This window comes from Actinokineospora lacus, assembly GCF_053813445.1.
Genome location: NZ_JBQERA010000001.1, coordinates 497,834 through 517,473, shown reverse-complemented (window position 1 = coordinate 517,473; position 19,640 = coordinate 497,834). Strand labels below are relative to the sequence as shown.

The following is a 19,640-nucleotide window of genomic DNA, read 5'->3' as shown; positions in this document are numbered from 1 at the left end:
GGGTCCTTTATGGGGTCCAGCGGATGTTGCGGAGTTCGATGCAACCCGAACCCTCAGTGTAGATCATGAAGGGCACGTCGACGTGCTCCAGGTCCGAGCCTATCCCGCGCAGTTCGGCGAGCGGCACCCGCAGAGTGGTCCAGTCCTCGCCAAGGCGGTCGGTGATGTCCAGGCCCGGCTGGGCCGGGTAGTCGTCGTGGACGGCCAGGTACAGCGGGCGCTCCGGGCGCTCGACCACCCGGATGCCCAGGGAGATGGCGCCGCCCGCGGCGGCGTAGCCGCGCAGGTCGCGGGGCAGCCCGGAGGTGTTCTCGGCGTAGACGAAGGCCGGGAAGCCCTTGAACCGCAGGCGCAGCTCGCCGCCGAGGGGGTCGGCGCGGACGATCAGCTCGTCGGTGGGGGCGTCGAAGTCGATGTCCACGCGCGACCAGGTGTTGTGCCCGCCGATGCGGAAGCGCAGGCCGTCGGCGGGCTGCCCGCCGGTCAGGATCGGCAGCGGGGTCGCCTCGGCGGCCGCGGGCCTGGCCACCCTCGGCGGGTCGAGGGGCAGCGGGCCGGGGCCGGTGTCGCCCAGGCGCAGGCCGTAGCCGACCTCGAACAGCGGGGCGTCGTCGCCCTCGGGCTCGGCCTCCTCGGCGGGGACGGCGTAGCCGGGGATGTGCGGCGGTATCCGGTTGACCGCCGAGGCCAGCCTGCCGCGCGGCCAGCTGCTGGGCAGGGTGCCGCTGAAGTCGTGGTCGCCGAAGAGCAGGTCGGTGACCGCGCCGCCGTGCGGGCCGGGGAGCCAGGCCACGGCGAAGGCGTCGGAGAGGTTGATCTCCTCGGTCACGTACAGCGGGCGGCCGGTGAGGAACACCGTCACTATCGGCACCCCGACGACCCGCAGCTTGCGCAGGATCTCCAGGTCGCGCGCGTAGGACAGCTTGAGGTCGGCGTAGCCCATGCTGCGCCACGGCTTCAGCGTGCCGCGCATCTCGGCGTAGGAGTCCTCGCCGAGCACGACCACCGCGACGTCGTAGAGCGAGGGGTCGACGCGGATCAGCTCGGGGTCGACGACGGTGTCGGCGGCCACCGCGGCCAGGGCCTCGGCGACGGTGGCGCCGCCGGGCAGGTCGGCGGGGACGATGTCGTCGCCCTGCCAGGTCAGCGTCCAGCCGCCGGTCTGCTTGCTGATGTCGTTGACGCCGCTGCCGGTGGCCAGCACCCGCGCCGAGCGCCGGATCGGCAGGACGCCCGCGGTGTTCTTCAACAGCACCACCGACCGGCGCGCGGCTTCCCGGGAGAGGGACTGGTGGGCGGGGTCGCCGATGGTGCCGACCGGGCGCTCGGTGGGCCGGGGCCGGGTCCACAGCCCGGCGCGCAGCTTGACGCGCAGCACCCTGGCCACGGCGTCGTCGATGCGCGACATCGGGATGATCCCGGCCCTGACCTGCTCGGCTGCGGTGTTGTAGACCGACTGCCACGCGGTGCGCCCGGCGATCATGAGCACGTCCAGGCCCGCGTTGATGGCGTAGCCCGCGTCGCCGATATGGCAGTTGGCGACCTCGGAGTGGGCGTCCCAGTCGCTGATCACGATGCCGTCGAAGCCGATGGCGTCCTTGAGCACGTCGGTGATCAGGTACTTCGACCCGTGCACCTTGTGGTTGTACGGATCGCCGCGGCCCGGCGAGTGGTCGTAGTTGGCCGGGTGCTCCCAGCTGCTGAAGGAGGCCATGACGCACTGCGCGCCCGCCTCGATGGCGGCGTAGAACCCGGCGGCGTGGATGTTGCGGACCAGGTCCTCGTCGCAGCGCGCCGTGCCCCGGTCGCCGCCGTCGGCGGTGCCGCCGTCGGCCACCCAGTGCTTGACCGTGGCGATGACCCCGCGCCCGGCGCGCAGCGACTCCGCCCCGCCCTGCAGGCCCTCGACCATGGCCGCGGCGTAGGCGTGCACCAGCTCGGGGTCCTCGGAGTAGCCCTCGTAGTAGCGCCCCCAGCGCCGGTCGCGCGGCGTGGTGACCGTCGGGGCGAAGGTCCAGTCCATGCCGGTGGCCAGGATCTCGCGCGCGCTGGCGCGGCCGACGCGGCGGACCAGGTCCGGGTCGGCCGCCGCGCCCAGGCCGATGTTGTGCGGGAAGACCGTCGCGCCGTAGACGTTGTTGTGGCCGTGGACGGCGTCGGTGGCCCACATGAACGGGACGCGGAAGGGCCGGTCGCGGTAGGCCGCTTCAGCGGCGGTCCAGAACGTGTCGACGGTCTCCACCCACGCCGCGACGCCCGCGTGCCGGTCGCCGCCGGGCCAGATGCCCGCGCCGTTGAGCGCCGAGCCGATCTTGTAGTCGGTGACGTCCTGCGGGGTCAGCTGGGCCAGCTCGGGCTGGATCATCTGCCCGAGCTTCTCCTCCAGCGTCATCTGCGTGACCAGCCGGGCGACCCTGGCCTCGACCGCGGGGTCGGGCGGGATCGCCGAGCGCAGCCGCGGCCAGGTCTCGTGGTAGGGCAGTCGGCTCATGCGTGCTCCGTCCAGAACGCCTCGGTCGTGCGGTCCAACACCCGTTTCTGGAACGCCACCGGGACGACCGGCCGGGTCTGGCCGGGGGCGAACAGCTCCACCTGCGTGCGGTGCTCCGCCAGTGCCGCCCGCTTGGTCTCGCGGTGCGCGGAGATGTCGAACTCGGCCAGCCGCTCGCCCGCGGGCGCGGGCCGGTCGGTCGGCCTGCGGCTGGTGAAGGCGAACTCGGCCTCGGTGCGCTCGTCCCACACGACGTACTTGCGCAGCTTCGGGGTCTGGCCGAGTTCCTTCAGGCAGCCCAGCGCGACCTCGCCGGTGAGCCGGTGGTCGCCGTGCAGCTCGAGCACGTCGTGGGGCAGGAACACCTCGTCGGCGGGCAGCTCGGTGAACAGCCGCAGCAGCTGCGCCCGCAGTCGCGTCAGGCTCTCGGCGAGCCGGGTGTCGCCGTGGCCGAGGAAGCGCACCTCCGCCGCGCCCAGCACGGCGGCGGCGGCGCGGGCCTCGCCGCGGCGGATCTCGGTCAGCTCGGCGGGCGTCGGGTCGGCCAGACCGAGCACGGCGGCGTGCGACTGGGCGCCGTCGGTGACCACGACGACCACCACCCGCGCGCCCGCGGCGGCCCGCGCGGCGATCGTCCCGCCACAGGCGATCACGTCGTCGTCGGGGTGCGGGGACAGGACGACGACCAGCTCAGCGGGAGGGCGCGGCATCGGTGTCCTCCTGCAGCCTGCGGTCGCGGATGATGTCGTTGATCACGAAGAAGTGGTTGTCCACCAACAGGTCCGTGATCGGCGTGTTGTACTTCGCCGCGAAGTAGCGGTAGTTGCCCGCCGCGGAGGCCATGTTCGCCTCGTAGCTCTTGGGGTGGGGCACGTGGATGGCGCAGGCGTCGCGGTTGAGCGCGAAGCGCGCGCCCACCTTGTGCAGCCGGTAGGACAGGTCGACGTCCTCGACGCCCCAGGAGCGGTACGCCTCGTCGAACCCGCCCACCCCGCGCACCAGCGCGGTGGGAGCGGAGACGTTGCAGGTCCAGAACATCAGCCACGGCGCGGGCAGGCCGCCGAACTCGTCGCCGTACTTGGCGTAGAACTCCTCGCGGATGTCGAGCCAGCGGCCCTGGGCCCGCAGCTGGTCCATTGTGGAGTCCGGGTCGGCGAAGTCGATGGCCGCGACCATCTCCGCGCCGTCCTCGTTGTTCTCGTTGAAGCACAGGACGTACCCGCACACCGCGACCGCGTCGGCGCTGCCGCGGTGGCTGGCCAGGTGCGCGGCCAGCGCCCCGGAGTGCAGCACGACCCCGGAGTCGACGAAGACGGTGATGTCGCCGCGGGCGCGCTCCAGCCCGGCGTTGCGCGCCTTGGCCACGCGGTAGCCCTGGTCCTCCTGGAACACGTAGGTCAGGTCGAGCCGGTCGCGGTAGGCCAGCGCGGTCTCGGCGGTGTCGTCGGTGGACCCGTCGTCGACCACGACCACCTCGTACCGCTCCCCGACGCGTTGTCGGGCCAGCGAGTCCAGCGTGTGCCGCAGCAGGCCCGCCCGGTTGTAGGTGGGGACGACCACGGTGACGGCGACCGGACGGACATCTGACATACCGCGCACTCCGATCAACAGGGCGGCGAGCGCGGACAGGCCCGCGCACACCCAGAACACGTTGGTGTAGCCCAGGAACTGGCCCGCGACGCCGGTCACGCTGCCGCCGAGCAGCGCGCCCGCCTTGAACCCCGACGCGTAGAGCGCCGAGGCGGCGCCGAGCCGGTCGGGCATCTCGTCCTGCAGCATGATCACCGGCAGGCTCAGCACGCCCGCGGTCCACAGGGCGTTGGGGACCTGCAACAGCAGCAGCATCGGCAGGGTGGTGGCGAAGGGCAGCACGGCGAAGAACACCGCGGCCATGACGGTGCTGGCGAGCAGGATGCGGCTCTTGCCGAGCCGGTCGGCGTGCGCGCCGATGAGCAGGGTCGCCGGGATCTCGATGACCGCGGCGAGCCCGACGAGCAGGCCGGGCACGCCGGTGCCCATGCCGAGGTCCTTGGTCGCGAACAGCGCGATGGTGATCTGGTAGGCCATGTTCACCGTCAGCATGAGCACCAGCGCGCCGAGCAGCAGGTACGTCCGCGCGCCCAGCCCGGCGTACACCGAGCGGCGGCGCTGGGGCCGCTCCTCCACGGCCTTGGCCAGGTCCGGCATCCCCCACCGCGACAGCGCCGCGCCCGCCAGGTACAGCACGCCCGCGACCGCGTACAGGGTGGCGAAGTCGAACTCGGCGATGATGAGGAACGCCAGCGGCGGCCCGATGATCCAGGCCATCGTGGTCACCGACCGCAGCGCCGAGGTGAACAGCGTCGGCCCGACCCTGCGGTGCTCGGCGAACTCGCGCGTGTAGGCGAACAGCTGCGCGAAGGTCGCCCCGCCGATGCCGAAGAACAGCGCGCCCGCGACGAGCAGCGCCGTGTAGTCGCGCAGCAGCATGTACGAGAACGCGCCGACCGCCGAGAGCAGCGCGCAGACCGCGATCAGCGTGCGCCTGCTGCGCAGCCGGTCCGACAGCGAGCCGACGTAGAGGTCGGTGCCGATCTCGGCGGCGGCCCGCCCGGCGAAGAACAGCCCGATCATCAGCGGCGTGGCCAGCACGGCCTCGGCCAGGAACAGGCTCGTCGTGGTGACCACGAACGCCCCGCCGACGCCGATCACCGCGGTCGCGCCCGCCAGCCGGGTCAGCGGCCCGTCCGAGAGCACCCGTGCCAGCGCCTTCACCGGTGCGTCCCGACCCTGGGCCACTGGCGGTAGGGCAGCGACGGGTCCAGCGCCGACCCCGGGGGCACGAGCGCCGCCGCGGCGTGGTCGTCGGGGGTGATCTGGGCATCGGCCAGCAGCGCGTCCCGGGTGCCTTCCGGCAGTGCGGCCAGCACCCGGCGGCGCACGCCCGTGACGTCGACGGCGCTGTCGTGCGCGGCCGGGCGCGGGCTCGGCCACAGCAGGTTGTTCGGGGAGACGGTGCTGGCCAGCACGGTCCAGTAGTCGGCGAAGTCGGTGGCCGGGTCCGGCAGCGACCCGCTGAGCAGGCGGAACCGGATGGTCTCCAGCCAGCAGTCGAGGTAGCGCTTGCGGTCGAGGTCGGCCATGTGCTCGGCGCACCAGCGCGCGCGCTCGCGGGCGTCCGGCAGCGAGGCCCGGCCGTCCCAGACGGCGAGCACCCAGCCCGCGATGGCCTCGAAGTACGGGCACGCGGTGCCGAACGCCTCGGTGTCCACCGGGGTGTTGATCACCGCGAGGGTCGGGTCGAGCCGGTGGAAGTGGTGCTCGTAGAGGTCCTGGCGGGCGAAGTCCTCGATGAAGCCGTAGTCGGGCATCTCGTGGCCCGTGCAGAGGATCACCGTGTCGTAGCGCTCGCGGGAGCCGTCGGCGAACACCACGGCGCCGTCGGGCTCGACGGCGCCGAACGCCGGGCGGGCCAGCACGGCGCCCTGGTCGACCAGCGGGATGATCTTCTCGTTGACGTGCACCGCGCCGTGGAAGCCGTCATCGGGCAGCAGCCCGGTGGCGCGGTAGGCGGCCATGTAGGCGGGCATCAGGTCTTCCAGCCACCGCAGGTACTCGCCGTAGGGCAGCTCCTCCAGGGCGACGCGGCCCGCGTAGGAGAACAGCGCGTCGTTGTAGGACTCCCCGCAGTACCGGGGAAGGAACAGCTGCTTGCGCCGCACCGACCAGTCGACCGAGGCCGCCGAGCCGGTCAGCTCCGCGGCGATGTCCGCGCCGCTGACCCCGCCGCCGACCACCAGCACCCGCCCGCCCCGGAACGGCTCGGGTCCGCGGTAGTCCTTGGCCGTCAGCACGCCGGGCGGCAGCTGCCCGGGCGACATCCGCCCCGGCAGCCTGGGCCGCCACAGCTCGCCGGTGGCGACCATGACCGCGTCGAACTCCTCGACGCCGCCCCCGGCCGCCACCCGCCACGAGCCCTGCGCCCTGGCCACGCCGACGACCTCGCTGCCGAACCGGATGGCGGGCAGCACGCCGAAGTGCTCGGCGTACTCGCGCAGGTAGGCGTGCACCTCCGCGAGCGAGGGGAAGTCCGTCGGCGTGGCGGGCGGGAAGTCGGTGAACGGGAACGCCATCCGGGAGGTCTGCATGCGCACCGAGTCGTACGCCCCGCGCGCCGCCGGGTTCCAGATGCCGCCCACGTCGGCGTGCTTCTCGTGCACGACGACGTCGTGGCCCGCGGCCATGGCCTGCTTGGCGCCGGTCAGTCCGGCCGGGCCCGCGCCGATCACCGCTATCCGCATGGTTCCGCCTAGATGAAGGGGTCGAAGTCGTCGACGAGCGCGGGAGCGCCCAGGTCGGCGACGGCCAGGTTCGTGGGGTGCCGCGCGCAGACGAACCGGCAGTCGGCGCGCGGATCGATGACCGAGGTGTCCGCCTCGGCCCACATGCGGTCGAAGGGGGTCGTGGCGATGTCCCCGATCAGGCCGCGCTCGTTGCCCCGGTGGTAGGGGCAGACGTAGACGCCGTTCGGGGTGATCGTGGTGCGCAGCTCGGCGGTGGCGCACGTGGCGTAGTCCTTGGGCTGGACGGGATCGCTGCCCATGCGGACCGCTGCCCAGTTGGACGAGCCGAGCAGCCGGAAGGAGTCGTCCTCCAGCTCGCGCAGCGCGGCCAGCTGCGCCTCCACCTTCTCGATGTCCTCGGCGCGCTGGTTCACCGTGAAGTGCTCGGCGTCGAGCATCGCCTTCATCTCGAAGTAGTCGCAGCCGATGTCCTTGGCCAGGACGCCCGCGGCGTACACCTCGTCGTAGTTGGTGTCGGTCACCCGGCCGTCGGCGTCGAAGCGCTGCATGAGCAGGAACGAGTACCCGAGCCTGCCCGACTTGCGCTCGGCCAGCCGCCGCATGTTCTCGATCACCAGCGGGAACACGGTGGTCTTGCGCTTGCTCGGGCGGAACTTGTCGTAGGTGTCCGCGGTGGCCGCGTCGATGGACACCCGGACCCACGACAGCATCCCGGCCAGCTCGTCGAGGTAGCGCCCGATGAGCGTGCCGTTGGTGACCAGCCCGAGCGCGACACCGCCGTCGTGCAGGGTCCTGATGACCGTGCCGATCGCCCGGTGCATCAGGGGTTCGCCGCCGCCGATGAGGATGACCGCCTTGACCCCGGCCGCCGACAGCTCGTCGGCCAGGTCGCTGATGCGGTCGCGGCCGAACTGCCCGGTGTGCAGCACGCTGGAGCTGATGCACTCCGGGCAGGCCAGGTCGCACAGGGTGGTCGGGTCCAGGTCGACCACGAGGGGGGCGGCCAGCCGCCCGCCGTCCGCGACCACGCGGACGGACGGGTGGATGGACCGCTGGTACAGCTTGCCCACCAGGTCGAGGCTTTTCTCGACGTACGCCGTGCCCAGGGGACGCGGGGTGGGTAACGGAACTACTGACAACTGCTTGGTCCTTCCGATGAGCGCTGACGCCCTGGTCAGACCCGAACACCGTTGTTGCGGATCACCTCGGCGTAGAAGTCCGCGCTGGCCTTGCGGGTCCGGCGCTGGGTCTGGTAGTCGACGTGGACGATGCCGAAGCGCATGCCGTAGCCCTCGGCCCACTCGAAGTTGTCGAGCAGCGACCAGAGGAAGTAGCCGCGCACGTCCACCCCGCGCTTGAGCGCCTCGTGCACCGCGGCGAAGTGGTCGCGCAGGAAGGCGATCCGGTTGTCGTCCTGGACGTGGCCCTCGGCGTCGGGCTTGTCGTGGTACGCCGCGCCGTTCTCGGTGATGAACACCGGCAGCTCCGGATACTCCTTGCCGAGGCGCTCCAGGGTGCGCAGCAGGCCCTCGGGCGCGACGTCCCAGCCGATGTCGGTGTTGCGGGTGTTGTAGCGGTGGAAGACCACGTCCTCCGCGCCCGGCCACGAGGTCGGCTCGCCGTCGGCCGCGCCCGCGCTGACCTGGTAGACGCTGTAGTAGTTCACCCCGACGAAGTCGATCGGCTCGGCGATGATCTCCTCGTCGCCGGGGCGGACGTGGTCGACACCGCAGACCTTGTCGAAGTGCTCGCGGATGTCCTCGGCGTAGCCGCCGCGCATGACCGGCTCCAGGAACAGCCGGTTCTGCAGCATGTCGATCCGGTGGGCGGCCGCGGCGTCGGCCGGGGAGTCGGTCAGCGGGTCGACCGGGTAGAAGTTGGGCGCCAGGCCGACCTTGGCCGGGTGCGGGCCGGTGCGCAGCCGCTGGTTGGCCAGGCCGTGGGCGAGCAGCAGGTGGTGCGCCGCGCACAGCGAGCCGGACGGGTTCTGCACGCCGGGGGCGTGGATTCCGCTGCTGTAGCCCAGGAACGCCGCGCACCAGGGCTCGTTGACCGTCACCCAGGTCTGCACGAGGTCGCCGAGGGCCTGCTTGGCCAGTTCGGCGTACTCGGCGAAGCGGTAGGCGGTGTTGCGGTTGAGCCAGCCGCCCTCCTCCTCAAGCGCCTGCGGCAGGTCCCAGTGGTAGAGCGTGGCGACGGGCTCGATGTTGTTCTCGTGCAGGCACTCCAGGAGCCTGCGGTAGAACGCGACGGCCTCGGGGTTGGCCGGGCCGCGGCCGTCGGGCTGGAACCGGGCCCAGGACAGGGAGAACCGGTAGGCGCGCAGGCCCAGCTCGGCCATCAGGGCGACGTCCTCGGGAAAGCGCTTGTAGTGCTCGACGGCGATGTCGCCGGTCTCCCCGCCGACGACCTTGCCCGGCGTGCGGGCGAAGGTGTCCCAGATGGACGGCTTGCGTCCGCCCTCGGCGGCCGCGCCTTCGATCTGGTACGCCGATGTGGCCGCGCCCCAGCGGAAGTCGGCGGGGAAGCCGAGCAGGTCAGCGGGGCCATCGTGGTCGGTCATGGGGAGTTCGCACCTTTCGCCCGGACAGCACGCACTCTTGGGAGCGCTCTCACGAATCTTGACAGGGAACGGTGACGAGCGTCAATGGCTCAACCACCATCAGGACGGGAAGTTGCCTGGTGACTCGGCAGTGTTCACCCAAACGCAGTCGTGAGACTCCGCCCACATTGGGAGCGCTCCCAGGCAGTTTGGTTCGCGATGTGGCCTCGGGCGCGCCCCGGCATTGGGGCCACGGTGGAAACCCGGCGGACGGCGAAGACGGCCTCAGCGCGCGGCGGGCGCCTCAAGGCGCTCCCCGCGCACCGGGGTCAGCGCGACGGCGGCGGCGGGCAGCGCGGCCGACACCGCGATCGCCAGCGGCCAGGCCAGCGCGGTGACGGCCGCGGCGAAGACCGGGGCCACCGCCAGGCCGAGCAGCCCCTGGCCGGTGTTCTGCACGCCGATCGCCCGGCCCGCCCAGTACGGCCCCGCCAGCTCCGCGGTCGCGGTGAAGCCGAGCCCGTTGTCCATGACGGACACCACGAGCGTGGCGACCAGCCCGGCGACCGCCAGCCACGGCGCCACGACCGCGCCGACCGCCCAGAGCAGCAGCGAGAGCCCCGCGAGCGCGGCGATGGCGCGCATCGGCCGCATCCGGCTGCCCACCCGGTCCGACCACACCCCCGCGACGATCCGCGCCCCCGCCCCGACGAGCTGGACCACCGCCACCAGCGCGCCCGCGGCGACGGCGTCCCAGCCCTGCTCGGCCACCAGGTACACCAGCGCGAACGTGCTCGCGGTGAACTGCGGCCCGACCAGCAGCGCGCTCGCCGCGTGCACCCGCCACAGCCGCGCCTGCCGGTAGGGCGACCCGGTCGCGCCTGCCTCCTTCGCCGCGGGCCGGGGCGGGTTCTTCAGCAGCACCGCGACCGCCACCGCGGTGATCAGGCAGAGCCCCGAGGGCACGGCCAGCGCGGCGCGGTAGCCCCACTCGGCCGCGGCGGCGGGCAGGGTCAGCGCGGCGACGCCCACGCCCAGCGGCGTGCAGGTCTGCCGGATGCCCATGGCCAGGCCGCGCTCGCGCACGTCGAACCAGCCCAGCACCGCCCGACCGCCCGCCGCGCTGATCGAGGCGCCGAACACGCCCGCGACGGCGAGCAGGACGCCGAGCCCGACGACGCCGGGGACGACGACCGCGCCGACCCCGGCGAGCCCGCTGCCCGCCATCCCGACCGCCATCACCAGCCGCTCGCCGAACCGGTCGGCGAGCGCGCCCCAGATGATCATGGTGAGCAGCATTCCGAGGATGGGGGCGGCCACGAGCGTGCTCGCCCGCACCAGCGTCAGGTTCTCCGCCGCCTGCATGGCGGGCAGGAGGAACGGCGGGCCGTAGACGAGCGCGCTCATGGCCGCTTGCGCCGCGACCGCCACGGCGAGGATCACCCAGCGCTGTCCCATATGCTTACGCTAGCTAAATTATCCCGCCCAGCGGAACAGTGATACCAGAATATGAACGGCCCAGGTCCGCCGGGCGACGGTGGACCTGGGCCGGGCCTTCGGGTGGATCAGCCGCCCACGCGGGGCGAGTTGTCCTCGTCGGGCAGCGGCGTGCCGGTGGGCTCGGTGTCGGTCGGGGTGTCGGCGGGCTCGGGGAGGCCGCGCTTCACCGCGCTCAGCAGCAGCTGCGCGACATCGACGACCTCGACGTGCTCCCCGGCCAGCCCGTCGGCCTGCCGCGCGGTGACCCCGTCGGTCAGCATGACGCGGCAGAACGGGCAGCCGGTGGCGATCTTCGCCGGGGCGGTGCCCAGCGCCTCGTCCACGCGCTCGACGTTGATCCGCTTGCCGACGCGCTCCTCCATCCACATCCGGGCGCCACCCGCGCCGCAGCACATCGAGCGGTCGGCGTTGCGGGGCATCTCCCGCAGGTTCGCCCCCGACGCGCCGATCAGCTCGCGCGGCGCCTCGTAGACCTTGTTGTGGCGGCCGAGGTAGCACGGGTCGTGGTAGGTGATGTCCTCGGCGACCGGGGCGATCGGCACGATCCGACGCTCGCGCACCAGCCGGTTGAGCAGCTGGGTGTGGTGCACGACCTCGTAGTTCCCGCCGAGCTGCGGGTACTCGTTGGCCAGGGAGTTGAAGCAGTGCGCGCAGGTCGCCACGATCTTGCGCTTGCCGGGCGCGCGGCCCTCGAAGACGGTGTTGATGACCTCGACGTTCTGCTGGGCCAGCATCTGGAACAGGAACTCGTTGCCCGCGCGGCGCGCCGGGTCGCCGGAGCAGGTCTCCTCCGGGCCCAGGACCACATAGGACACCCCGGCGGTGTGCAGCAGCTCGGCGACCGCGCGGGTGGTCTTCTTCGCCCGGTCCTCGAACGCGCCCGCGCAGCCGACCCAGAACAGGTACTCGACATCCTCGGCCAGTTCCCCGTCGAAGACCGGCACCTCGAAGTCGAGGTCGGCGGTCCAGGCGAGGCGGTCCTTGGCGTTCTGGCCCCAGGGGTTGCCCTTGTTCTCCAGGTTCTTGAACATCCCGCCCAGCTCCGAGGGGAAGTTCGACTCGATGAGCACCTGGTAGCGGCGCATGTCGACGATGTGGTCGACGTGCTCGATGTCCACCGGGCACTGCTCGACGCAGGCGCCGCAGGTGGTGCACGACCACAGCACCTCGGGGTCGATGACGCCGTTGTCGTCCACCCCGCCGATCAGCGGCCGCTCGGCCTCGGCGATGGCGAGCACGTCGATGCCCGCGTACATGTCCTCACCGGACAGGCCGACCTCGTCGCCCGCCATGTCCTTGCGACCGCCCGCCAGCAGGTAGGGCGCCTTGGCGTAGGCGTGGTCGCGCAGCTGGGTGATGACCAGCTTGGGCGAGAGCGGCTTGCCGGTGTTCCACGCCGGGCACTGCGACTGGCAGCGCCCGCACTCGGTGCACGTGGTGAAGTCCAGCCAGCCCTTCCAGGAGAAGTCCTCGACCTTGCCCGCGCCGAAGACGTCCTTCTCCGGATCGGCCTCCTCGAAGTCCAGCGGCTTGCCGCCGGAGGTCATCGGCTTGACCGCGCCGAGGGCGACGCCGCCGTCGGCCTCGCGCTTGAAGTAGATGTTGAAGAACGCGCTGAACCGGTGCCAGGCCACGCCCATGGTCATGTACTTGGCCACGACGTAGACCCAGACCATCGCGCCCATCAGCTTGATGAAGGCCATGACCGAGACGAAGTTCGGGCTCGCGGGCAGCAGGGCGCCGATCGGGTTGGACACGAACGCCGCCCACAGCGGCAGCTCGTGCGCCCCCAGCGCCGCCTTGCCCGCGCGGACGCCGAGGATGCCGACGCCCTCGAAGATCACCACGAACTCGACGAAGTACGCCTGCCAGAAGTTCGAGCCCTGGAAGCGCGACTGCCGGTCGGCCCGGCGCGGGTGGTTGAGCTGGCGGATGATCACCAGCGCCAGCCCGCCGACGATGGTGCCGACGCCGAGCAGCTCCATCAGCAGGTGCCAGAGGTTCCAGTCGTCGAGGACCGGCCAGCCCCAGGTCGGCACGAACACCTCGCCGTAGGCCTCGAACAGCGCCGCCGAGCCGACGAGGAAGCCCCACATGACCAGCCAGTGCGCCCAGCCGACGTGGCGGAACTTGTTCATCCTGGTGTGCGCGGCGAACTCGGTGACGAGCGTGCGCATCCGGGGCGCGAACGGGCCGTTGCGGGTGGCGTCCGGCTGGCCGAGCCGGACCACGGCGACCATCCGCGCGACCGTGCGCACGAACATGCTCCAGGCCACGAGGCTGACCGCGACGGCGATCAGTCCCAGTGTCAACTGCACCGCGCCCATGGTGGTGTCGACCTTCCGTTCGGGTGGAACTCTTCTTACTCGTCGGTAACCGAGTTAGAGAAGCCTAAGGCGGCCAAGTGTGGCGCACACCTCCAGGATATTGGGACGATTGTCCAGCTAAATTGGGGCATGGCCAGTCAATCCTGCTCGCCGCCGCCCGAGCCCGCGCGCCGGTCCCGCTGACATGCCCCGGCCCAGGGCCGACGGCCGCCGAGTCCGCGGCGAGCGCCGCAGGGCCGAGCTGATCGAGGCCGCCCTGCGGGTGATCGAGCGCGAGGGCGTCTCCGGCGTCACCCACCGCGGCGTCGCCGCCGAGGCGGGCGTGCCCCCGACCTCGACCACCTACCACTTCGCCAGCCTCGACGACCTGCTCGTCGCCACCCTGACCACCTCGGCGGAGGACATGGCCGCCGACATGCGCGACTCCATCGAGTCCAGCCGGATCAAGGGCGCGAGCCCGGCCGCGGCGGTGGCCCACGTGCTCGCCGAGGCCGTCGGCCCGCGCCGGGGCCGCACGATGGCCGAGTACGAGCTGTACCTGCTCGCCGCCCGCAGGCCCGCGCTGCGCCCGGCCGCGCGGCGGTGGCTGGACGTGCTCACCAGCCTGGCCCGCAACCCCGACGAGGTCGGCTTCCGCGCGTTCCTGGCCGGAGTGGACGGTCTGCTCCTGCAAGGGCTGATCGACGACGAGCCGCCCACGGCCGCCGAACTCCTCCCGGTGGTCGAGGCACTGCTGGCGCCGTTGCGCTGACACGCCTGGCATAACGGCAGGCACCCGGCCTGCCACACGCCCTGGAGTACGACGGAAGTCGTGCACCGCGTGCTAGCTCCGGCTGACGTGTGCTGACCGCCGGTGTCCCTAGCCTCATGCCACCGGCCTCCGGATGGCGGTAGGGGCAACCTCCGGGTCACCTCGGGGGCGTCCCTGATGTCCGCGCGCCCGCCCCGGCCATAGCGTTCTGCGATGTCCGGTCCGGTTGAAGGGGGAGCGATGAGCAGGGTGTTGGCGGGGATAGCCGTCGCGGGACTGGCGGCGACACTGGTCGGGGGATGTGGGCTGGCCACCAGCCGGTACACCGAGAAGGACGGCATCGGGCAGGACATCACCAGCATCCGTCTCAACCAGGACGCGGGGGCGGTGAACATCCGCGTCGGCGGCACCCCGTCGGTGACGCGGACGGTGCACCACCTCGACGACAAACCCGGGGCCACGCACCGGGTCGAGGGGGGCGCGCTGATCTTGGAGGGCTGCGGGCTCAACAACTGCTGGATCGACTACGAGGTGGTCGTCCCGCGGAAGGTGGCGCTCGCGGGGGACGTCGCGTCGGGGGACGTGACGGTCGAGGGGGCGGTGTCGGTCGACCTGCGGACGTCGTCGGGGGACGTCGACGTGCGGGGGGTGTCCGGAGCGGTCTCGGTCGAGGCCAACTCCGGTCGGGTCGAGCTCGCCGACGTGGGGGAGAACGCCTCGGTGCAGGTGCGGTCGGGGGATGTGGACCTGCGCGGCGTCCGGGGGGACGCCACCGTCCGGTCCTCGTCGGGGACCGTCACCGTCGCCGGGGTCGGGGGGAAGGTGGACGTCGAGGCCACGTCGGGGGACGTGGCCGTCGGCGTCTCCACCGTCAGTGATGTCCGGGCCCACGCGAACAGCGGCGCGGTGTCGGTGACCGTGCCGCGCGGTCGCTACCGGATGACCGTGGACGTGGGCAGCGGCGAGGTCGACAGCGCCGTGGCCGACGACCCCGCGGGCACGGCCGCGCTCGACCTGGCCGCGTCCAGCGGGGACGTCACCGTGCGGTACGCGTGAGCACCCGCGAGCGCGCCGACGCCGCCCGCAACCGCCGCCGCATCCTCACCGCCGCGCGGCTGCTCGTCGAGCGGCACGGGGCCGACGCGGTGACGATGGACGACGTCGCCACCGCGGCCGGGGTCGGCAAGGGCACGCTGTTCCGCCGGTTCGGGGACAAGGCGGGACTGGCCAGGGCGCTGCTCGCGGAGGCGGAGCGGGGGCTCTACATCCGGGTGACGACAGGCGAGGCGCCGCTGGGGCCTGGTGCGCCGCCCGCCAAGCGCCTGGTCGCCTTCTTCGACGCCTACCTGGCCTTCCTGACCGCGAACCTCGACCTCATGCGGATCGCGGAGACCTCCAAGCCCGGCGTGCGCTTCCGGGCCGAGCCGTACCGGTACTGGCACCACCACGTCGCGCGGCTGCTGGTGGAGGCCCGCGCCCCCGCCGACCCGCGCGCCCTGGCGCACACGCTGATGGCCGCGGTCGCCGCCGACCTGCACCGCTCGGTCAGCCGCGAGTCCGCCCCCGGCGCCATGCGCACCGCGGTCCTGCACCTGGTGGGGACCAGCACCCACGGCCGCTGAACCGGGACTCCTGAACCGGGACTCCTGAACCGGACCCCTCGACCGCTTCCGGTCGAGGGGCCCAGTCATGTTCTCAGTCCTGTCCTCAGGACCTGCCGACGGTGAGCGCGGAGTTGTCGTCCATGACGTCCACCGTGACCGTGTCGCCGTCGCGGATGCCGCCGGACAGCAGGCCCTTGGCCAACTGGTCGCCGATGGCCGAGGAGACCAGCCTGCGCAGCGGCCTGGCGCCGTAGACCGGGTCGAAGCCGTTGAGGGCCAGCCAGTCGCGGGCGCTCGGGGTGACCTCCAGGGTCAGCCTGCGCTGGGCGAGGCGCTTGCCGAGGCGGGCGACCTGGATGTCCACGATGGCCGTCAGCTCCTCGGTGGCCAGCGAGTGGAACACGACCACGTCGTCGAGGCGGTTCAGGAACTCCGGCTTGAAGTGGCGCTGCACCACCGCCAGCACCGCGTCGCGGCGCTGGGCGCCGTCGAGGTTCGCGTCGGCGATCGCGTGCGAGCCCAGGTTGGAGGTCAGCACCAGGATGGTGTTGCGGAAGTCGACCGTGCGGCCCTGGCCGTCGGTCAGCCTGCCGTCGTCGAGCACCTGCAGCAGCACGTCGAACACGTCCGGGTGGGCCTTCTCCACCTCGTCGAGCAGCACCACCGTGTACGGCCGCCGCCGGACCGCCTCGGTGAGCTGGCCGCCCTGGTCGTAGCCGACGTACCCCGGCGGCGCGCCGACGAGGCGGGCCACCGAGTGCTTCTCGCTGTACTCGCTCATGTCGATGCGGACCATGGCGCGCTCGTCGTCGAACAGGAACTCCGCCAGCGCCTTGGCCAGCTCGGTCTTGCCGACGCCGGTCGGGCCGAGGAACAGGAACGAGCCGGTCGGGCGGTCCGGGTCGGCGACGCCCGCGCGCGCCCGGCGGACGGCGTCGGAGACCACGCGCACCGCCTCGGCCTGGCCGACCACGCGGGAGCCGAGGGCGTCCTCCATCCGCAGCAGCTTCTGCGTCTCGCCCTCCAGCATCCGGCCCGCCGGGATGCCGGTCCACGCCGAGACCACCTCGGCGATGTCGTCGGAGCCGACCTCCTCCTTCAGCATCACCGCCGCCCCCGCCTGCGGGGTCGTGGCCCGCGTCGCGACGTCCAGCTCCTTCTCCAGCGCCGGGATGCGCCCGTAGCGCAGCTCGGCGGCCCGACCGAGGTCGCCGTCGCGCTCGGCGCGCTCGGACTCCCCGCGCAGCGACTCCAGCTGCTCCTTGAGCTCCCGGACCCGGTCGATCGAGCCCTTCTCGTTCTGCCATCGGGCGGTCAGCGCGGCCAGGCCCTCGCGCTTCTCGGCCAGCTCGGCGCGCAGCGCGGCCAGTCGCTCCTTCGAGGCCGGGTCGTCCTCTTTGGACAGCGCCATCTCCTCGATCTCCAGCCGCCGCACGGCGCGCTCGACCTCGTCGACCTCGACGGGCCGGGAGTCGATCTCCATGCGCAGCCGGGACGCGGCCTCGTCGACGAGGTCGATGGCCTTGTCCGGCAGGAAGCGCGCGGTGATGTAGCGGTCGGACAGCGCCGCGGCCGCGACCAGGGCGCTGTCGGTGATCCGCACGCCGTGGTGGACCTCGTAGCGCTCCTTGAGGCCGCGCAGGATGCCGATGGTGTCCTCCACCGACGGCTCGCCCACCAGCACCTGCTGGAAGCGCCGCTCCAGCGCCGCGTCCTTCTCGATGTGCTTGCGGTACTCGTCCAGCGTCGTCGCGCCGACCATGCGCAGCTCGCCGCGGGCCAGCATCGGCTTGATCATGTTGCCCGCGTCCATCGCGCCCTCGCCGGTGGCGCCCGCGCCGACGATCGTGTGCAGCTCGTCGATGAAGGTGATGACCTGGCCCGCGGACTCGGTGATCTCCTTGAGCACGGCCTTGAGCCGCTCCTCGAACTCGCCGCGGAACTTCGCCCCCGCGACCATCGCGCCGAGGTCGAGGCCGACGACGCGCTTGCCGCGCAGCGACTCGGGGACGTCGCCTGCGATGATCCGCTGGGCGAGGCCCTCCACGATCGCGGTCTTGCCGACGCCGGGCTCGCCGATGAGCACCGGGTTGTTCTTCGTCCGCCGGGACAGCACCTGCACCACCCTGCGGATCTCGGCGTCGCGGCCGATGACCGGGTCGAGCCTGCCCTCCCTGGCCTGCCTGGTCAGGTCGATGCCGTACTTCTCCAGCGCCTGGTAGGTGCCCTCGGGGTCGGGGCTGGTGACCCGCGCCGAGCCGCGCACCTTGGTGAACGCCTCGCGCAGCGCGTCGGGGGTGGCGCCGTGGCGGCGCAGCAGGTCGGCGACGTCGCCGCCCGCGGCGGCCAGGCCGACCAGCAGGTGCTCGGTGGAGACGTACTCATCGCCGAGTTCGGTGGCCAGCTTCTGGGCGTGGGTGATCGCGCGCAGCGCGGGCTGCGACAGCGCGGGGGACGACACGGTCGCGCCGGTCGCCGAGGGCAGGGCGCGCAGCACCGGGTCGAGTTCCTTGCGCACGACCTCCGGGTCGGCGCCCACCGCGGTCAGCATCGGGCCCGCCAGGCCGTCGGCCTGGGCGAGCAGGGCGCCGAGCAGGTGCGCGGCCGCGATGTCGGGGTTGCCCGCGCCCGCCGCGGCCTGCGCGGCGGCCGTGATGGCGGCCTGGGTCTTGGTCGTCGGGTTGAACGCGTCCATCTCCCACCTCATGTCCTGCGGTCTCGCCCATCTCAACGTCAGAAAAGTTGAGCCAGTTCCGCTCAACCCCGTCCGGTCGATGTGACCTGGGTCGCCCGACAGGTGATCACCCACATGTCGCAACCGGGTTGTCCCCAGCTTCAGGCGGGTTATCCACAATTCCCAGGAAGTTGTCCACACGCCTGGGGACAATCGCCGAATCACCCGTTCGCGTGGCTCGGCCGACCAGGGAACCACCCAGCCGAGCGGTCACAGGTCGCTGTTGAGCCTCGCCAGCAGCCGGGAGAACTCGCGGATGTCGTCGGTCGGCCACCGCGCGACCCGCTCGCGGAGCTGGCGCCTGCGGTCCTCGCGCACCCGCTCCAGCCGGGCCGCCCCGGACGCGGTGAGCTGCACCAGCCGGGCCCGGCCGTCGGAGGGGTCGGGCACGCGCTCGACCAGCGCCAGCTCGGCGAGCCGGGCGATCTGCCTGCTCACCGTCGACTTGTCCAGACCGGTGCGCTCGACGACGTCGGCCGCGCGCACCGGGCCGATGTCGCTGAGGTGCAGCAGCAGCGCGTAGGAGGCGCCGTCGAGGCCGGGGTGCACCCGCGCGGCCAGGGTGAGCGAGAGGCTGCGCGCGCGGCCGAACAGCTTCGAGAGCTCCCGCTCCAGGTCCTGCCCGGCCCGCTGCCGGTCGTCGGTCCCGTCCACCACCGTCCCACTACCCGTCTGCTGCGGCGCCGCGGTGTAGCCGGGCCTCGGCCACCTCGACCACGACCCAGCCCGCGGGCAGCGCGGCGTCCTCGCACGCGCGGCCGTTGACGTGCAGCCCGACCGGCTCGGCGGCGAAATCCACCAGCAGCACGCCCACGGCGGCGGGCGGCGGGCCGTCGTCGCCCGGGTAGGCGATGCGGTGGGGGTCGAGCACCCGGACCTCGCGGAAGGAGGACTCGCAGTGGCCCGCGGCGTCGGCGGTGGCGACGTGCCCCTGCCCGGCGCGGTCGATGAACTCGACCATGCGGGCGTCGAGGTGGTCGAGCACCGGGCTCGTCCGGGGCGCGCGCGGCGCTGGTCCGATCGGGTACGCGTGCTCCGGCGCCTCCCGGGGGCCCGTCGCCCCCGTCGCGGCGGGGGGCGGGTCGGCGAACTCCAGGGTCAGCAGGTCGGCGGTGGCGGTGCCGGTCGGGGGGAGAAGATCGGGGGACACGCGGGAGACGGTGTCATGCCGCTGCGGCATCCGCGAGTCCGCTCACCCGTACGTCCGCTAGGTTGTCACTGTCGGTAGCGAAGATCGGCTTCGCGTCGACGCGGAATCCGGCGTGTGGACCAGATTGGGTCTACTGTCCACACCGTCGGGGGATGGATGCGCAAGTAGCGTGGTGCCACGCTGGTAGGCGCCCGAGAGGTGGAGTCAGCACCCCGACCATGACAGCGAATCCCGTGGTGAGCCCCATACCGTCCATAC

14 protein-coding genes are annotated in these 19,640 nt (G+C 72.4%); 3 read left to right on the top strand and 11 right to left on the bottom strand.

What is annotated here, in order from left to right; genetic code table 11:
* Positions 1-7 precede the first annotated feature (7 nt).
* From ACTG9Q_RS02550 to ACTG9Q_RS02515, 8 genes are all read right to left on the bottom strand, one after another.
* Positions 8-2,491, bottom strand: coding sequence for a glycoside hydrolase family 3 N-terminal domain-containing protein (locus ACTG9Q_RS02550; RefSeq protein ID WP_455570918.1), 2,484 nt, complete (start codon positions 2,489-2,491; stop codon positions 8-10).
* The gene (locus ACTG9Q_RS02545) at positions 2,488-3,201 is read right to left on the bottom strand and encodes a PIG-L deacetylase family protein (RefSeq protein ID WP_455570917.1); all 714 of its coding nucleotides are present in this window, start codon (positions 3,199-3,201) and stop codon (positions 2,488-2,490) included. The genes ACTG9Q_RS02550 and ACTG9Q_RS02545 overlap by 4 nt, the downstream gene beginning before the upstream one ends.
* On the bottom strand, positions 3,182-5,245 hold the full coding sequence (locus ACTG9Q_RS02540; protein WP_455570916.1) for an MFS transporter: 2,064 nt from the start codon (positions 5,243-5,245) through the stop codon (positions 3,182-3,184). Before ACTG9Q_RS02540 ends, ACTG9Q_RS02545 begins: the two co-directional genes overlap by 20 nt.
* Positions 5,242-6,771, bottom strand: a complete 1,530-nt coding sequence (locus ACTG9Q_RS02535; RefSeq protein WP_455570915.1) for a flavin-containing monooxygenase — start codon at positions 6,769-6,771, stop codon at positions 5,242-5,244. The genes ACTG9Q_RS02540 and ACTG9Q_RS02535 overlap by 4 nt, the downstream gene beginning before the upstream one ends.
* Before the next feature lie 8 nt (positions 6,772-6,779).
* Positions 6,780-7,913, bottom strand: a complete 1,134-nt coding sequence (locus ACTG9Q_RS02530) for a radical SAM protein (protein ID WP_455570914.1) — start codon at positions 7,911-7,913, stop codon at positions 6,780-6,782.
* 35 nt (positions 7,914-7,948) lie between these two features.
* Positions 7,949-9,337 (bottom strand): GH1 family beta-glucosidase, encoded by a 1,389-nt coding sequence (locus ACTG9Q_RS02525; protein WP_455570913.1) that lies wholly within the window; start codon positions 9,335-9,337, stop codon positions 7,949-7,951.
* Positions 9,338-9,601: 264 nt separating this feature from the next.
* Positions 9,602-10,774 carry an MFS transporter gene (locus ACTG9Q_RS02520; RefSeq protein ID WP_455570912.1) on the bottom strand — a complete coding sequence of 391 codons (1,173 nt, stop codon included), beginning with the start codon at positions 10,772-10,774 and terminating at the stop codon, positions 9,602-9,604.
* A 107-nt stretch (positions 10,775-10,881) separates the two neighbouring features.
* The gene (locus ACTG9Q_RS02515) at positions 10,882-13,143 is read right to left on the bottom strand and encodes a (Fe-S)-binding protein (protein WP_455570911.1); all 2,262 of its coding nucleotides are present in this window, start codon (positions 13,141-13,143) and stop codon (positions 10,882-10,884) included.
* A 184-nt stretch (positions 13,144-13,327) separates the two neighbouring features.
* On the opposite strand from ACTG9Q_RS02515, the gene ACTG9Q_RS02510 reads away from it, so the two are divergent.
* The 3 genes from ACTG9Q_RS02510 to ACTG9Q_RS02500 all read left to right on the top strand — a co-directional run bounded on the left by ACTG9Q_RS02510 (position 13,328) and on the right by ACTG9Q_RS02500 (position 15,516).
* Positions 13,328-13,894, top strand: a complete 567-nt coding sequence (locus tag ACTG9Q_RS02510; protein ID WP_455570910.1) for a TetR/AcrR family transcriptional regulator — start codon at positions 13,328-13,330, stop codon at positions 13,892-13,894.
* A gap of 240 nt (positions 13,895-14,134) precedes the next feature.
* Positions 14,135-14,950, top strand: coding sequence for a DUF4097 family beta strand repeat-containing protein (locus ACTG9Q_RS02505; protein WP_455570909.1), 816 nt, complete (start codon positions 14,135-14,137; stop codon positions 14,948-14,950).
* Positions 14,947-15,516: a TetR/AcrR family transcriptional regulator gene (locus tag ACTG9Q_RS02500; RefSeq protein ID WP_455570908.1), complete on the top strand. Its 570-nt coding sequence runs from the start codon at positions 14,947-14,949 to the stop codon at positions 15,514-15,516. Before ACTG9Q_RS02505 ends, ACTG9Q_RS02500 begins: the two co-directional genes overlap by 4 nt.
* Positions 15,517-15,601: 85 nt before the next feature.
* Here the strand turns inward: ACTG9Q_RS02500 and clpB are convergent, their stop codons facing one another.
* The 3 genes from clpB to ACTG9Q_RS02485 form a co-directional block, all read right to left on the bottom strand.
* Positions 15,602-18,193 carry an ATP-dependent chaperone ClpB gene (gene clpB / locus ACTG9Q_RS02495; protein ID WP_455570907.1) on the bottom strand — a complete coding sequence of 864 codons (2,592 nt, stop codon included), beginning with the start codon at positions 18,191-18,193 and terminating at the stop codon, positions 15,602-15,604.
* 249 nt (positions 18,194-18,442) lie between these two features.
* A complete protein-coding gene (locus tag ACTG9Q_RS02490; RefSeq protein ID WP_455570906.1) occupies positions 18,443-18,886 on the bottom strand; it encodes a MarR family winged helix-turn-helix transcriptional regulator in 444 nt (147 codons plus the stop codon).
* Between the two features lie 10 nt (positions 18,887-18,896).
* Positions 18,897-19,382 carry a hypothetical protein gene (locus ACTG9Q_RS02485; protein ID WP_455570905.1) on the bottom strand — a complete coding sequence of 162 codons (486 nt, stop codon included), beginning with the start codon at positions 19,380-19,382 and terminating at the stop codon, positions 18,897-18,899.
* Between the last annotated feature and the right edge of the window lie 258 nt (positions 19,383-19,640).

Excerpts from the sequence above, each read along its gene's own strand:
- ACTG9Q_RS02525 (WP_455570913.1), bottom strand. The coding sequence starts at position 9,337 with ATGACCGACCACGATGGCCCCGCTGACCTGCTCGGCTTCCCCGCCGAC.
- ACTG9Q_RS02510 (WP_455570910.1), top strand. The coding sequence starts at position 13,328 with ATGCCCCGGCCCAGGGCCGACGGCCGCCGAGTCCGCGGCGAGCGCCGC.
- ACTG9Q_RS02545 (WP_455570917.1), bottom strand. The coding sequence starts at position 3,201 with ATGCCGCGCCCTCCCGCTGAGCTGGTCGTCGTCCTGTCCCCGCACCCC.
- ACTG9Q_RS02515 (WP_455570911.1), bottom strand. The coding sequence starts at position 13,143 with ATGGGCGCGGTGCAGTTGACACTGGGACTGATCGCCGTCGCGGTCAGC.
- ACTG9Q_RS02550 (WP_455570918.1), bottom strand. The coding sequence starts at position 2,491 with ATGAGCCGACTGCCCTACCACGAGACCTGGCCGCGGCTGCGCTCGGCG.
- clpB (WP_455570907.1), bottom strand. The coding sequence starts at position 18,193 with ATGGACGCGTTCAACCCGACGACCAAGACCCAGGCCGCCATCACGGCC.
- ACTG9Q_RS02520 (WP_455570912.1), bottom strand. The coding sequence starts at position 10,774 with ATGGGACAGCGCTGGGTGATCCTCGCCGTGGCGGTCGCGGCGCAAGCG.
- ACTG9Q_RS02535 (WP_455570915.1), bottom strand. The coding sequence starts at position 6,771 with ATGCGGATAGCGGTGATCGGCGCGGGCCCGGCCGGACTGACCGGCGCC.
- ACTG9Q_RS02505 (WP_455570909.1), top strand. The coding sequence starts at position 14,135 with ATGAGCAGGGTGTTGGCGGGGATAGCCGTCGCGGGACTGGCGGCGACA.